Origin of the sequence: Bacillus sp. FSL R5-0659, from assembly GCF_038008785.1 — a bacterium.
Lineage (GTDB): Bacteria > Bacillota > Bacilli > Bacillales > Bacillaceae > Bacillus > Bacillus safensis.
On record NZ_JBBOZU010000001.1, the window covers coordinates 936510 to 950108 of the forward strand.

The 13599-nt window shown below is 39.3% G+C and carries 12 protein-coding genes; 6 read left to right on the top strand and 6 right to left on the bottom strand.

Annotated elements, in window-relative coordinates; translation table 11 throughout:
- Nucleotides 1-5 precede the first annotated feature (5 nt).
- Together NSQ72_RS04650 and NSQ72_RS04655 are read left to right on the top strand one after the other, a co-directional pair.
- Nucleotides 6-1205, top strand: a complete 1200-nt coding sequence (locus NSQ72_RS04650; protein ID WP_058838775.1) for a globin domain-containing protein — start codon at nucleotides 6-8, stop codon at nucleotides 1203-1205.
- Nucleotides 1206-1272: 67 nt separating this feature from the next.
- Complete coding sequence (locus NSQ72_RS04655; protein ID WP_445285737.1) at nucleotides 1273-2697, top strand: SpoVR family protein; 1425 nt, start codon at nucleotides 1273-1275, stop codon at nucleotides 2695-2697.
- Between the two features lie 47 nt (nucleotides 2698-2744).
- Here the strand turns inward: NSQ72_RS04655 and NSQ72_RS04660 are convergent, their stop codons facing one another.
- A complete protein-coding gene (locus NSQ72_RS04660) occupies nucleotides 2745-4109 on the bottom strand; it encodes an alkaline phosphatase (protein ID WP_039177476.1) in 1365 nt (454 codons plus the stop codon).
- A gap of 353 nt (nucleotides 4110-4462) precedes the next feature.
- On the opposite strand from NSQ72_RS04660, the gene NSQ72_RS04665 reads away from it, so the two are divergent.
- Nucleotides 4463-5293: a C40 family peptidase gene (locus NSQ72_RS04665; RefSeq protein ID WP_025093318.1), complete on the top strand. Its 831-nt coding sequence runs from the start codon at nucleotides 4463-4465 to the stop codon at nucleotides 5291-5293.
- A 451-nt stretch (nucleotides 5294-5744) separates the two neighbouring features.
- Nucleotides 5745-7145, top strand: a complete 1401-nt coding sequence (locus NSQ72_RS04670) for an amino acid permease (RefSeq protein ID WP_039177483.1) — start codon at nucleotides 5745-5747, stop codon at nucleotides 7143-7145.
- 63 nt (nucleotides 7146-7208) lie between these two features.
- Here NSQ72_RS04670 and NSQ72_RS04675 read toward each other — a convergent pair whose 3' ends face one another.
- From NSQ72_RS04675 to NSQ72_RS04685, 3 genes are read right to left on the bottom strand one after another with little or no spacing between them, the layout of a single operon-like run.
- Nucleotides 7209-7499, bottom strand: coding sequence for a hypothetical protein (locus tag NSQ72_RS04675; protein WP_024425288.1), 291 nt, complete (start codon nucleotides 7497-7499; stop codon nucleotides 7209-7211).
- Nucleotides 7487-8545, bottom strand: a complete 1059-nt coding sequence (locus NSQ72_RS04680) for an anti-sigma factor (RefSeq protein WP_041089604.1) — start codon at nucleotides 8543-8545, stop codon at nucleotides 7487-7489. Before NSQ72_RS04680 ends, NSQ72_RS04675 begins: the two co-directional genes overlap by 13 nt.
- Nucleotides 8538-9029 carry a sigma-70 family RNA polymerase sigma factor gene (locus tag NSQ72_RS04685; RefSeq protein WP_024425287.1) on the bottom strand — a complete coding sequence of 164 codons (492 nt, stop codon included), beginning with the start codon at nucleotides 9027-9029 and terminating at the stop codon, nucleotides 8538-8540. Before NSQ72_RS04685 ends, NSQ72_RS04680 begins: the two co-directional genes overlap by 8 nt.
- A 370-nt stretch (nucleotides 9030-9399) precedes the next feature.
- Between NSQ72_RS04685 and NSQ72_RS04690 the strand changes: the two genes are divergently transcribed.
- Nucleotides 9400-10002 carry a lysophospholipid acyltransferase family protein gene (locus tag NSQ72_RS04690; RefSeq protein ID WP_039177489.1) on the top strand — a complete coding sequence of 201 codons (603 nt, stop codon included), beginning with the start codon at nucleotides 9400-9402 and terminating at the stop codon, nucleotides 10000-10002.
- A 39-nt stretch (nucleotides 10003-10041) separates the two neighbouring features.
- Here NSQ72_RS04690 and NSQ72_RS04695 read toward each other — a convergent pair whose 3' ends face one another.
- Nucleotides 10042-11373: a hemolysin family protein gene (locus NSQ72_RS04695; RefSeq protein WP_039177491.1), complete on the bottom strand. Its 1332-nt coding sequence runs from the start codon at nucleotides 11371-11373 to the stop codon at nucleotides 10042-10044.
- Nucleotides 11374-11431: 58 nt separating this feature from the next.
- A complete protein-coding gene (locus NSQ72_RS04700) occupies nucleotides 11432-11872 on the bottom strand; it encodes a MerR family transcriptional regulator (RefSeq protein WP_075622707.1) in 441 nt (146 codons plus the stop codon).
- Nucleotides 11873-12209: 337 nt separating this feature from the next.
- Here NSQ72_RS04700 and NSQ72_RS04705 point away from each other — a divergent pair, with 337 nt between their 5' ends.
- On the top strand, nucleotides 12210-13592 hold the full coding sequence (locus NSQ72_RS04705; RefSeq protein ID WP_039177497.1) for a hemolysin family protein: 1383 nt from the start codon (nucleotides 12210-12212) through the stop codon (nucleotides 13590-13592).
- Nucleotides 13593-13599 lie beyond the last annotated feature (7 nt).

Genomic DNA, 13599 nt, shown 5'->3' on the forward strand with positions numbered 1-13599 from the left:
TGACGATGTTATCTACAGATCAAATGAATGCAATAAAGCAATCAGCTCCTCTACTAAAAGCCGAGGGAACCAAACTTGTCACTGTTTTTTATGAAAATATGATTCGCCAGCACCCGGAGCTACTCAATCAATTTAATAAAACAAATCTTATGAACGGAAGTCAGCCAGAGGCACTTGCTGCGACACTATATCAGGCTGCACTGCACATTGATCGATTAGAGGTATTACTTCCTGCGGTCAAACAAATTGCCCATAAGCATGTCAGTGTCATGGTCAAAAAAGAGCAGTACCCAATTGTCGGATATCACCTGATTGAAGCGATGAAAGATGTGTTTGGTTTAAGAGAAGAAGATAACACTCTATTAGCGTGGAAAGCTGCATATGACATCATTGCGAATATTTTCATTACCATTGAAGCAGAAATGATGGATGAAAATGTGAAGCAGGCAGGCGGATGGGCAGATGTGAAGCCGTTTGTGATAAAGAAAAAGAAGCAAGAATCACCATCGCTTATTTCCTTTTATTTAGTACCAGAAGATGAATCAGAGCTGCCAATGTATAAAGCAGGCCAATACATTACGGTTCAGACAGATATGCCAGGAGAAGCCTATATGTGCAGCAGACAATACAGCTTATCAGACGAGCATCATCCATCTTATTACCGTATTACAGTGAAGCGTGATGGTCATGTGTCCACATTTTTGCATGATGAAATGGAAGAAGGGGACGTTCTTCAAGTGAGTATGCCGCAGGGAATGTTCTGCTTGCAAGATGACATAAAAGAGCCTGTTTATTTCATCAGTGCAGGGTCTGGTGTCACACCAATGATTGGTTTAGTGAAAACTGCAGCACAAAACAGCCAGACATTTACGATGATTCATGCTGATCGATTAGAGGATGTCACCGCTTTTGAAAATGAGTTTGAACGCGTTTTAGCTTCAGCAGCCCATGGGCGCATCATTCTATGTAATGAACAATTTGCGCAGTCTGGAAAGGGTGAGCTTGTTGAGAAAGCGGCTTCCCGCATTGACCGTCCATTTCTTCAATCGGTGATCGGAGAAGGGAAAGGCCAATTTTATCTATGCGGTTCCCCGGTGTTTACACAGGAGATCATTCATATTTTAAAAGAGCTGAGAATTCCAACAGACCATATTCATTTCGAAGCATTTGGCGGGCAATCCACGAAAGAAATGGAAGTCGTCTAAACGGTTAGCGGAACATCATGTTTTTTTACATACGCTCATATAGTAGGGATAAGTCCGATGAGGAGGGATGGTTTCCTTGAGCGTATCTGAAAAACGTCTTTTACAAAGAGCGATTGATGAAATTACAGAAATTGCAGAAGGATTTGGTCTAGATTTTTATCCGATGAGATATGAAATCTGTCCCGCGGAAATTATTTATACGTTCGGTGCATATGGAATGCCAACACGATTCAGCCACTGGAGCTTTGGGAAGCAATTTCATAAAATGAAGCTTCATTATGATTTAGGGTTAAGTAAAATTTATGAGCTGGTGATCAATTCAAATCCTTGCTACGCCTTTCTACTTGATAACAATACGCTTGTTCAAAATAAATTAATTGTGGCTCATGTACTGGCACACTGTGATTTCTTCAAAAATAATTGCCGTTTCCAAAATACAAAACGAGATATGGTCGAAAGCATGTCAGCAGCGGCAGAGCGGATCAAAGAATATGAGCATATTCACGGAACAAAAGAAGTCGAATCCTTTTTAGATGCCGTATTGGCTATCCAAGAGCATATTGATCCGTCTCTTGTTCGATCAAAATTAAGCTGGAGTATAGACGATGAAGAAGAATATGAAGATGATAAACCAAAACGTCAAACGCCTTATGATGATTTGTGGGGAATGGATGAGCCGAAGACACGTGAGAAAAAGAAAAACGTCAAACAATTTCCGCCAAAGCCTGAAAAGGATCTTTTACTCTTTATTGAGGCGCATTCCCGGGAGCTGGAGCCATGGCAGCGAGATGTTCTTACTATGCTGAGAGAAGAAATGCTCTATTTTTGGCCGCAGCTGGAAACAAAGATTATGAATGAAGGCTGGGCATCATATTGGCACCAGCGGATTATGCGGGAGCTTGATTTGGATTCAAGTGAATCGATAGAGTTTGCAAAATTAAATGCAGGTGTGGTACAGCCATCTAAAACAGGCATCAATCCTTACTATTTAGGGCTGAAGATTTTTGAAGATATCGAAGAGCGCTATGACAACCCATGTGAAGAATTAAAAAAAGCTGGGGTCACAGAAGGATCTGGCCGCAGCAAAATGTTTGAAGTCAGGGAAATTGAATCGGATATTTCCTTTATTCGAAACTACTTAACGAAAGACCTTGTGATGAGAGAAGACTTGTACTTGTTTCAAAAGCAGGGGAGAGATTATAAAGTCATTGATAAAGAATGGAAGGCGGTACGTGATCAGTTAGTTAGCATGAGAGTGAATGGCGGCTTTCCGTATTTGACCGTGATTGATGGCGACTATTTAAAAAATAATGAACTTTATATCAAGCATTGGTATGAAGGCATTGAACTTGATCTGAAATACTTAGAAAAAGTCCTGCCGTATTTATATCAGCTATGGGGAAGAAGTGTGCATATCGAGTCCGTTCTTGAAGGAAAAGAAGTCATGTTTTCTTATGATGGAAAAGGGGTTCATAGGAAATATCTTGCATAAAAAAGACGAAAAAAGATGTCTCTTAGCAGACATCTTTTTTGCTCGTTTTATTGGTTTTTCAGCAGTTTGAAAATGTGCTTTGCTTGATCGGTGTTTTCCATCAGACCTTTTAGCTGCTGGCTTGTTGGACCATATGCATAGAATGGAACTTCATCACCCGTATGACCTGATGTGGTCCAGCCTGTATGTGATCTCGTGTTGATCACTTCTTCAATCGCATCATCAATTTTAACAGCATCCTTTGTTTCAGCTGCCTTTTGAATGGCGGCTGTTTCCTCTTTTGTGAAATCAAGATTGATATATTGTTTCAGCGCTGACTCAACAGGCATGCCGCTGACAATTTTGTTTGCGATAAAGTCAGGCGTCTTTTTCGCTGCTTTGACCGGCTTGTAATCCCAGCTGCCCGAACCGTCTGCTCCGAAGGAAAGTCCGCCAGTTGAATGATCTGCTGTCGTGATGACTAACGTGTTTTTATCCTTTTTCGCAAAACGAATCGCTTCTTCAAATGCTTTTTCAAAATCCTTCATTTCGCTCATCGCACTGACAATATCATGATCGTGTCCAGCCCAGTCAATTTGACTACCTTCAACCATAAGGAAAAATCCTTTTTTGTTTTTAGACAGCTGTTTGATGGCTGAGGATGTCATATCTTGCAGGGAAGGAGTCGTTTTATCACGATCGATGGCTTTATCTAGACCTCCATCAGCAAAAATGCCTAACACTTTTTCATTTTTGTTTTTTTGTAAGGCGGCTTTATTGGTGACATAATCATAACCGGCTTGTTTGAATTCTTTCGTCAGATCACGATCCTTTCGCACAAAATCGACAAGTCCACCGCCAAGCATGACGTCGACTGTATGCTGTTTACCGATTTTCTCATCGAAGAAATCATCAGCGATGGCTGCTGTGTTTTTCCTAGACACATCGTGAGTGGCATACGCAGCAGGCGTGGCATTCGTTAATTCAGATGTCACGACAAGACCCGTTGACTTTCCTTTGCGTTTGGCTTCTTCTAAAACGGTTTTTAATTTTTTGCCGTTTTTATTTACACCAATGGCATTGTTGTATGTTTTTTTACCAGTGGCCATGGCTGTACCAGCCGCTGCTGAATCAGTAATGTTACTTTTAGAGTCGTCAGGGTATGTTTTATGCATGCCAGTGAGGTAAGGGTCAAACGCTGTTTGCTTTGAAAGGTCACCGTTGTGTTTAAATGAGCGGTAAGTTGAAAGATAAGGTGTTCCCATGCCATCTCCAATCAGCACGATCACATTTTGCACATCATTTTTCGGCTTCTTTTTAGCCTCAGCTTTGTCAGCTTGTCCAAATTCAATCCCTGAAAAAATGCCAATCGATAGCACAGATGCTGCTGCCACTGCAGCGATTTTCGTTTTTGAGTTTTTCAACACACTCATTCATTTTGCCTCCTCATTGTTTATGTATCGCTCTTACGTTTACAATGGTAGAGCAGAAGTGTGGATTCCTTTTTACAGCATCGTAAAGTTCACTTTAAAATTGTAAAGGTCCACTTTACATAGAATGAACCAAAAAGAGAAATGAATGTATCATTTATCCATGACAAGGTGTGATTATTTTGTCATGATTGTGTAATGAAAATGAAATAAAAAGAACCCTAAAAAAAAATAAATTTTGCCGAATTAATAAGCATAATGTCGTAGGAAGTCAAGACTATTTCTTCTGGTATTTGATCCTTATAATAGGGAGTAGATAAAAAATCGGATCAGATAGATACATACAGGAGGAACAAATGAAAAAACAATTGATCACAGCTGCAAGTGCAGTTCTACTTGGGACGACATTATTTGCCGGAGCTGCCTCAGCACAATCAGTAAAAGTTCAAAAAGGTGACTCTCTTTCTGTTCTAGCGAAAAGATACAAAACAAGCGTGAGCAAAATTAAATCAGACAATAAGCTGAAATCTAACGTAATTTATGTTGGACAAACCTTAAAAGTGAATGGCACTTCTTCGAAAAAAGCAGTGAAAACATCAAAAACAACAACAAAAGTAAAAACGGCTTCAGCAACTGCCACTCATAAAGTTGTCAAAGGCGATACATTATCGAAGATTGGCAAAAAATATGGGATGACTGTGAAAGAGCTGAAATCGTTAAATAAACTTAAAACAGACCTCATCAAAATCGGACAAAAGCTAAAGGTGAAAAAGACGTCTAAAGTAAAGACGAAACCTGTAAAAGAAAAAACAGTCTCTACTTCTTCCTTAAACACGTCTAAGCTCATAGCAGATGCTAAAGCGCAGAACGGTACACCATATAGATGGGGTGGAACGACACCGAAGGGCTTTGATTGCAGCGGATTTATGTGGTATATCATTAACAAACAAAAAAAGATTTCAAGACAAACCACTGAAGGCTTCTGGGGATCGATGAAAAGTGTATCCAAACCAAAAGTTGGAGATTTTGTCTTCTTTACAACGTATAAATCGGGTCCATCTCACATGGGTGTCTACCTTGGGAACAACAAGTTTATTCATGCTGCTTCTGACGGAGTAACGATCAGTGATATGACATCAAGCTATTGGAAGCCTATTTATCTTGGAGCGAAAACATTTGTAAACTAATTCATTTTAAGAGACTGCTATGAAGCAGTCTCTTTTTTCATATATCATTTGTGCCGCGGAACTGGTCTTTTATCATAGATCACTATCAGTCTAAAGGCTTTAAAATAACATAATTGTGGACCCGCTTTTTAAAAAAGGTCTAATTTTTGTTGCATAATAAGTATTCTAAAAAAATATAATCTTCTATGTTGTATAATAAATAGAGAAAGACAAGCTATCAATTGAATAAGGAATGGAGAAAATCTAACCCACTTATTGACAAACATTCCGTTGATATATAAGAATTTTCACTCTATTTTTTAAAAAAAGTGTTTTCATTTTTTAATTTTCATATATAATAATTTTACGCCACCAATTTATTGTGCTAAATTTAATCTAAATATTCAGAAAATATTGTGAATTACATGAATGTGGCGTCTTTAGACTGATACTAAGTTTTGGGAGTGATGGTATGAGCAATTCGTTGTTTAGAAAAAAGAGCATTTCAGAGCTCATTGCGGCAACACAAGGGGAAAAAGCATTAAAAAAGGAATTGGGTTCATTTGATTTAACCATGCTTGGCATTGGAGCCATAATCGGGACAGGGATATTTGTTCTGACAGGTACAGGAGCCGTCACTGCAGGGCCAGGACTTGTTCTATCATTTGTCATCGCAGGTCTTGCTTGTTTGTTTGCAGCACTGTCATATGCGGAATTTGCTTCCGCAGTGCCTGTATCAGGGTCTGTGTATACATTTACGTACGCATCAATGGGGGAATTTCTAGCGTTTATCATTGGCTGGGATTTAATATTAGAATATATGCTGGCCGCTAGTGCCGTTTCAGCGGGCTGGTCGGGCTATTTTGTGTCATTTTTAAATGGGATAGGGATTCATATACCAGTTGAATTAACAGCAGCACCAGGTGGTTTAAAGGGGCAAGTGACATATTTTAATCTTCCAGCATTTATTATTTTAATGGTTATCACCTTCCTGTTGTACTTTGGTATTAAAGAATCAAAACGAGTAAATAACATCATGGTTATTATGAAAATTGCTGTGATTCTGCTCTTTATTTTAGTCGCTGTGAAATATGTAAAACCTGAAAACTGGACACCATTCGTTCCATTTGGGACATCAGGGGTCTTAAGTGCAGCAGCCCTAGTATTCTTTGCATTTATCGGTTTTGATGCAGTAGCTTCCGCGGCAGAGGAGACAAAAAATCCATCACGCAACCTGCCTAGAGGGATTATTACTTCCTTATTGATTTGTACGCTGCTTTATGTTGTTGTTAGTGCGATTATGACGGGCATCGTTCCTTTCATGAATTTTGAGGGAGTATCACATCCAGTGTCTCTCGTTTTACAAGTAGCCGGACAAAACTGGGTGGCGGGTATTGTGGATGTCGGTGCGATCCTAGGGATGACAACCGTGATGCTTGTCATGCTGTACGGCCAGACACGCGTGATGTTTGCTATGTCTCGTGATGGTTTGGTGCCGAAGGTTCTATCAAAGGTTCATCCAAAGCATAAAACACCTTACATCAATACACTGTTCTTCGGTACATTGTCAGCATTAATGGGTGGATTTATTCCACTTGATGAGCTGGCAAGCCTAGTGAACATCGGGACACTTTCAGCATTCATTTTGATTTCAGTGGCGGTCATTGTGATGAGAAAAACGCAGCCGGACTTACCGAGAGCATTCAGATGCCCAGCAGTTCCGCTTATTCCGATCTTGGCTATTCTATCTTGCGGATTGCTCATTTATAAGCTTGGTGCAATCACCTTTGTTCGTTTCTTAATCTGGCTTGCCATTGGGCTGGTTGTGTATTTCTTATATTCAAGAAAGCACTCAGAATTGAATAAAAAATAAATTAAAAAAGCCCGTGCTACTTGGTGCAGTCAAGTAACACGGGCTTTTGCTTTTGATTGCTGATTAAAAACCTAACTGAAGATCGACATCGATTGATACGATGGCATAGACACAAACAATGACAAAGATATTCAGTACGACACCGAGGAAACCTGGACCCGTACGGCCTTTTTTAATGAACAGTTCAATAATGCCAAATGGAACTGCAGCCATTGCAAAAGGAAGCATTTGAAAAGAATAAAATGTCACGTTGCTGATAATGGCGAGGTTTAGCATGAGCAGGGATAATATCGCTGTGCCGACAGAAATCCAGCCAAATACATTATGCTCTTTAAAGATTCTTACCAATTCCATAATTCCACCTCGCTCACTTTTGCCGTTTTAATACGTTTTGTCTTCACAAATTTCTCGATTTCTTTAGAAGGTCCAGTGACCACAGAGCCATAAACCGTGACGCCATTTTGATCGATATAGCGTATACGATTAGACAGATCAAGATCAGGTCTGCCAGAGATCGTGGTTGCCCAGGTCGGGTGCTGATTGACATAAGCAAGGGCATCTTTGAATTGATCTACCTCAGTTTTGGATGTGTGCTGAAGCTCTTTTAAAAATTCAGAGTCTTTCCCAGGAAAGCCGATTGGCCGCTGATTTCCACTTAATGAATCCTCTGTTTTAATCGCATTCCACAGCACTTTCATATCGTATTTTTTAGCAAAGGAATAAACATCCTTTGGTGTGTAAGCTTTGTCATAGGATACATACACTTCACTTACTGTTCCTTCAGGAAGCTTGTCTAACGTAGTGAGTGTTTGTTTTTTTGAGGCATCTGCCTGCGCCGAAGGATGAGTAAAGAAACCTTCTGTTTCGCGTGCACTGTCACCATAATAAGAGATAGTAGGCTGCTTTAATTTATCGAAAAACATCTCGATTTGTTCACTGCCAATGGCTTCTGTTTTATTGCCAATTTGTTTTTGCAGCTTCAATTCGGTGTTCATCCCAAAAAGTTTGACCTGACCTTTTAAATCCTTCATATCTATAGCCACGTTTGGTTTGGTCAAAGCGACGGTGACAGCGGCTGTTTCCATGAAGTGATTGCCTTTGCTCTCGGCTCCGCCAACGCCGTAGTATAGATAACTTCCTAATGTACAAAGCGGTAAAATAATGAGTGTTGATATGACAGCAAGTACGGAAATACGTAAATATGACTTTCTTTTTCCGTATTGTAAAATGGCTTTTTGCTTCTCAGGACTGATGGAAAAATCTGTCCAATCCGAGTCGTTCAGTTCCTGGCTTAAGCGTTTTTCGTTTTCTTCAAGCTCTTCCTCAAACGCTATCATTTCTTCCTCATTCATCTCACCATTATTATATTTTTCCCATCGCTTGTTAAACTCTTCATTCATCATTAACACCTCTGTTGTAAAGTGCTTTTAGGCGCTGCCTTGCACGAAATAAAACACTTTTAAAATTTGCTTCAGTAATATTCATGACCTTGGATGCTTCCTTGTAATTTAGTTCTTTTAAATAATACAATGTCAACGCTTCCTTGTAGTTATCTGGAAGCTGCTCCAAATACATGGTGAGTACTTCCTTTATTTCAACCTGTTCAGCAGGGCTTTGTACAGACGTTTGTAAAAGACCGCCAATAAGGTCATCCGATATGGTCACTTCTTTTTTATGTTTCCTGACATAATCAATAAAAGCATTTCGTGCCACCTGAAATAACCAAGGTTTCACTTTGCTATGGTCGTAGGAATGAATATGTATATAAGCACGCATAAAGGTTTCCTGCAATAAGTCCTCTGCCAAATGTTTGTCTTTTGTCATGGAGAGCAGAAACCTGTAAACATCGTTCATATACATTTGATAAATTTCATCGATCGTCACTGATTTTTCTCCCCTCTATGTTATACACGCATAAGAAAGGCATAAAGTTGCACGAAACTTCTCATTACCGTACATTACTCATTTCTTTCGCCGAATCAAAATCATTTCTCCTTATCATAGCGAAATTTGCATCATTTATAAAGTATTTTCAATAGAACAAATCAGGAAAAAACATCGAAAAACGACAAAATTGGACACAATTCCTATTCTATTCTCCCCTAAAACCATGTGCTTGAATACAGTCAGAACGTTCATTTTAAACGAAAAAGACAGGGAGGATTGGGCTGCTCATAAATTTTTAGTACCAGGTAATAAAAAATTTGTTATAATAGAGACAAATCCTTCATTTTTCAAACAAAGGAAGTGCACTATGTATAAATTTTCAGGCTATACCGTCAAATTAATATTTGGTCTCCGAGGTGGAATCAAAGTATATCAAAAAGAGAATCTGCCAACTGATCGGGGGTTTGTCATTGCTTGTACACATGAGGGTTTTGTGGATGTTCTTGCATTAGGCGCAGGAATTCTTCCGTTTGAGATCCATTACATGGCGAAAAAAGAATTGTTTGCGAATAAATGGATCGGTGGATTTTTAAAAAAGATTCATGCCTTTCCAGTTGATCGAGAGAACCCTGGGCCAAGCAGTATTAAAACGCCCATTAAATTATTAAAAGAGGGAAAGATCGTTGGGATTTTTCCAAGCGGAACACGTACAACAGAGGATGTTCCTTTAAAAAGAGGGGCAGTGACCATTGCGCAGCTCGGTAAAGCGCCAATTGTTCCAGCTGCATATAAAGGACCTTCAAATGCGAAAAGTCTTTTCAAAAAAGGGAAAATGCGCTTAATCATCGGTGAACCGATTGAACTGTCTGAATTTGACCATCTCCCGCCAAAAGAAAGATTAGGTGCCATGACGGAAGTATTAAACACGAGAATCAAAGAGCTAGAAGCTCAATTAATTGAAAAGTCATAAGAAAAACGACCGCTTGCTTAGGCAAGGGTCGTTTTTTTATTAAGAAGCGCCTTCTTCAGCTGCTTCTAATAATTGTTCATTTAACTTTTTTACTTCGATGTATGCCACATGGTGTCCATCGACTTCATTAATGATAAATTCATAGCCTTGTTCACGAATGGCGTCATTTTTCTCTACTTCATATTTCTGAGTAAGGAACCAGCCGCCGATTGTGTCGACCTCTTCATTATCAAGCTGTATACCTAATAGCAGGTTGACTTGATCAACAAGGACCTTGCCATCAAAGATGTAATGGTCTTCTCCAAGTTTACGCACTTCGTTGATTTCATCAATGTCGAACTCATCACGAATTTCACCGACGATTTCTTCAAGAATGTCTTCAACAGTGACAAGACCTGCTGTACCGCCATATTCATCAGATAAAATGGCCATGTGTACACGTTCACGCTGCATTTTGAGCAATAAATCATGAACAGGAACCGTTTCAATCACATGAATAATCGGATTCACAAACTTTTCGATCGTATCACTTGTAGAACACTCACCGCTAATGCAGGCAGTGAGAACCTCTTTAATATTTAGAACACCGATAATGTTGTCTTTGTCGCCATCTTCAATTGGATAACGTGTATATTTTTCTACCTTTGTTACCTTCAACATTTCCTCAATGGTAATATCATGAGGGAAGCTGACAACTTCAGTACGAGGAATCATAATTTCTTTCGCCAGACGGTCATCAAATTCGAAAATTTTATTTACATATTTGAATTCAGACTGGTTAATCTCGCCGCTCTTATAGCTCTCTGATAAAATAATCCGCAATTCTTCTTCAGAGTGCGCCATGTCATGCTCAGATACTTGCTGAAGACCAAACGCTTTTGTTAACAAACGAGCAGAACCATTTAATACCCAAATGAACGGGAACATCACTTTGTAAAAGATCATCAGTGGTCTAGCAAATAGAAGGGATACTTGCTCCGCCTTTTGAATGGCAAGCGTTTTTGGTGCAAGCTCTCCAACGACAACGTGTAAAAACGTCATGATACTAAACGCAATAATAAAAGTGACAATAGAACTAGCTGATTGAGGAATGGACAGCTCTACAAATAGTGGAGCAAGCATATGTGCAATTGTTTCTTCCCCTAACCAACCAATACCAAGGGCGGTAATGGTAATACCAAGCTGACAGGCTGATAGGTACTCATCAAGGTGAGTCGTTACATGCTTGACAGCAACTGCTGTTTTATTACCTTCTGCGATTAACTGATCAATTCTTGAGCTTCTTAAGCGAATGATCGCAAACTCTGATGCAACGAAAAACGCGGTTAAAGCTATAAGTAAAGCAACTATGAGTAAATTAACTATGTCCAATTAAGGCCTTCGTTCTGACTTTGAGAACGAAGGTAACACCTCCTGTTTAGTAAAAATTTTAACTTAACAGCAGTAAAAATGATTGGACAGCCGTCATTTTTTCAGGAGTAAGCTGTTCTTTTAGTTTTTCACGTTGTTCTGGCTGAAGCTGCTTACAACGTGCCAAAATGCGGTCCATATGCTCATTCATCCGATCGATATCAGAGGTTAAATGGACAAGTTCATCTTGATCTTCCTTTTGAGAAGGAAATTGTTCATCTAATCTGGATTTGATGTCAGAAAGAGCCAATCTCTGCTGTTTGCAAAGAACGATTAATTGTAATCGTTTTAAAGCATATTCATCGTAATAACGATAATTTGAGCAAGATCTAACAGGCGCAAGCAAACCTAGATTTGTATAATAATCTACAGTTCGTTTCGTTACCTGTGCAATCTGTGCTAGTTCACCAATACGATACTTTTTCTCAGCCCCATCTGAACATCTCCTCCTAACCGTCACGTTATAGTTTATGAAAATAGTTTAATATAATTCTAGTCTGAAACACAAGTTAATTGTTCATATTTCCTGCCAATAAGAAGAAACAGAGGAGGATTTCCCTCAATTTAGTCAGTCATGTCAAAAACAGCATGATGATACAGGAATTTTCAGATTATTTATGGTAAGATAAAATGAATACCGTTTCATATATATGTAGAGAGGCGGAATTTCACGTGAACCGGAGGTGGTTAAGTGGGGCCCTCAAAGTCGTCTTATTTAATCAGTTAACCGTTTTGCAAAACATAACATCATCAATCAGGAGGTGACTCCTTGTTCTTCAAAGAAAGAGCAAGGTTAAATGGACGATATTGTTAATCTGAGTATAGTCGGTGTTTTGATTGCTTTAACAGCTTTCTTTGTTGCATCTGAATTTGCCATAGTAAAGGTGAGAAGTTCAAGAATTAATCAGCTTGTTGCCGAAGGGTCCAAAAAGGCCATCATGGCGAAAAAGGTGACATCAAGGCTAGATGAATATTTGTCAGCCTGTCAGCTCGGTATTACAGTGACATCCCTTGGTTTAGGGTGGATTGGTAAGCCGGCTGTGAAAGAACTTTTGGTTCGAGGTTTTGGTTTGACAAACATTCCTGATTCAGCAATCAGCCTGATCTCAGCAACACTTGCGTTCTCTATTATTACCTTTTTGCATGTAGTTGTAGGTGAGCTTGCACCAAAAACGCTTGCCATTCAAAAGGCGGAAAAAATGACGCTATGGCTGTCAGGCCCGCTGCATGCATTTTATATCCTTATGTTCCCTTTCATTTATGTGTTAAACGGGTCAGCCCGTTTGTTAACTAAAATGATGGGCATCGATATGGGGTCTGAAAAAGAACATTCCCATTCTGAAGAGGAACTGAAGATTTTATTATCTGAGAGCTTAAAAAATGGGGAAATCAACCCATCAGAATATAATTATATGAACAAGATTTTCGATTTCGATAATCGAATTGCCAGAGAGATCATGATACCGCGCAGAGAAATTTGTGCGATTCCAGAAGATATGCCGTTAGATGATATCCTCGCCATTATGACGCAGGAAAAGTATACACGTTTCCCTGTGTTTTCAGGAGATAAAGACCATGTTATCGGCATGCTGAACAAAAAGCAGCTCTTTGCAGATCTTGTGTATCAAGGAGAAAAAGATCAACTGAAAATTCAAGATTATATATATCCAGTGATTGAGGTCATCGACACGATTCCTATTCAAGAGCTTCTCGTCAAGATGCAGCGTGATCGAATGCATATGGCGATCTTAACTGACGAATATGGCGGAACGTCTGGGCTTGTCACAACGGAAGATATTTTAGAAGAGATTGTCGGAGATATTCGAGATGAATTCGATGAAGATGAGCAGCCAGTTATTCAAAAAAGAGCCGATCATCATTATGTTTTAGATGGCAAAGTGAGATTGGATGAAGTTCAAGATTTGATCGAGATTTCATATCATGATGAGGAAATTGATACAATCGGCGGGCTCATCTTAAAAGAGAATATTGATATTAGAGAAGGACAATCCATCTATCTTGATGATATTCGAATGAAAGTGCTGGAAATGGATGGACGTTACGTTAAAAAGATTGATTTAAAAAAAGGTGTCACATCGGCAGAAAAAGGCAGTGCACGCACTGGGCTTGATATAAAGGAGCCGCTGCTAGTAAACGAAATGACCTTGAGCGAAAAATAAGCTCAAG

What these genes read in the sequence shown, in the direction of transcription:
- NSQ72_RS04665 (WP_025093318.1), top strand. Translation starts at nt 4,463, where the DNA reads ATGAAAAAACAATTGATCACAGCTGCAAGTGCAGTTCTACTTGGGACG.
- NSQ72_RS04690 (WP_039177489.1), top strand. Translation starts at nt 9,400, where the DNA reads ATGTATAAATTTTCAGGCTATACCGTCAAATTAATATTTGGTCTCCGA.
- NSQ72_RS04675 (WP_024425288.1), bottom strand. Translation starts at nt 7,499, where the DNA reads ATGGAATTGGTAAGAATCTTTAAAGAGCATAATGTATTTGGCTGGATT.
- NSQ72_RS04670 (WP_039177483.1), top strand. Translation starts at nt 5,745, where the DNA reads ATGAGCAATTCGTTGTTTAGAAAAAAGAGCATTTCAGAGCTCATTGCG.
- NSQ72_RS04660 (WP_039177476.1), bottom strand. Translation starts at nt 4,109, where the DNA reads ATGAGTGTGTTGAAAAACTCAAAAACGAAAATCGCTGCAGTGGCAGCA.
- NSQ72_RS04680 (WP_041089604.1), bottom strand. Translation starts at nt 8,545, where the DNA reads ATGAATGAAGAGTTTAACAAGCGATGGGAAAAATATAATAATGGTGAG.
- NSQ72_RS04705 (WP_039177497.1), top strand. Translation starts at nt 12,210, where the DNA reads ATGGACGATATTGTTAATCTGAGTATAGTCGGTGTTTTGATTGCTTTA.
- NSQ72_RS04655 (WP_445285737.1), top strand. Translation starts at nt 1,273, where the DNA reads ATGGTTTCCTTGAGCGTATCTGAAAAACGTCTTTTACAAAGAGCGATT.
- NSQ72_RS04650 (WP_058838775.1), top strand. Translation starts at nt 6, where the DNA reads ATGTTATCTACAGATCAAATGAATGCAATAAAGCAATCAGCTCCTCTA.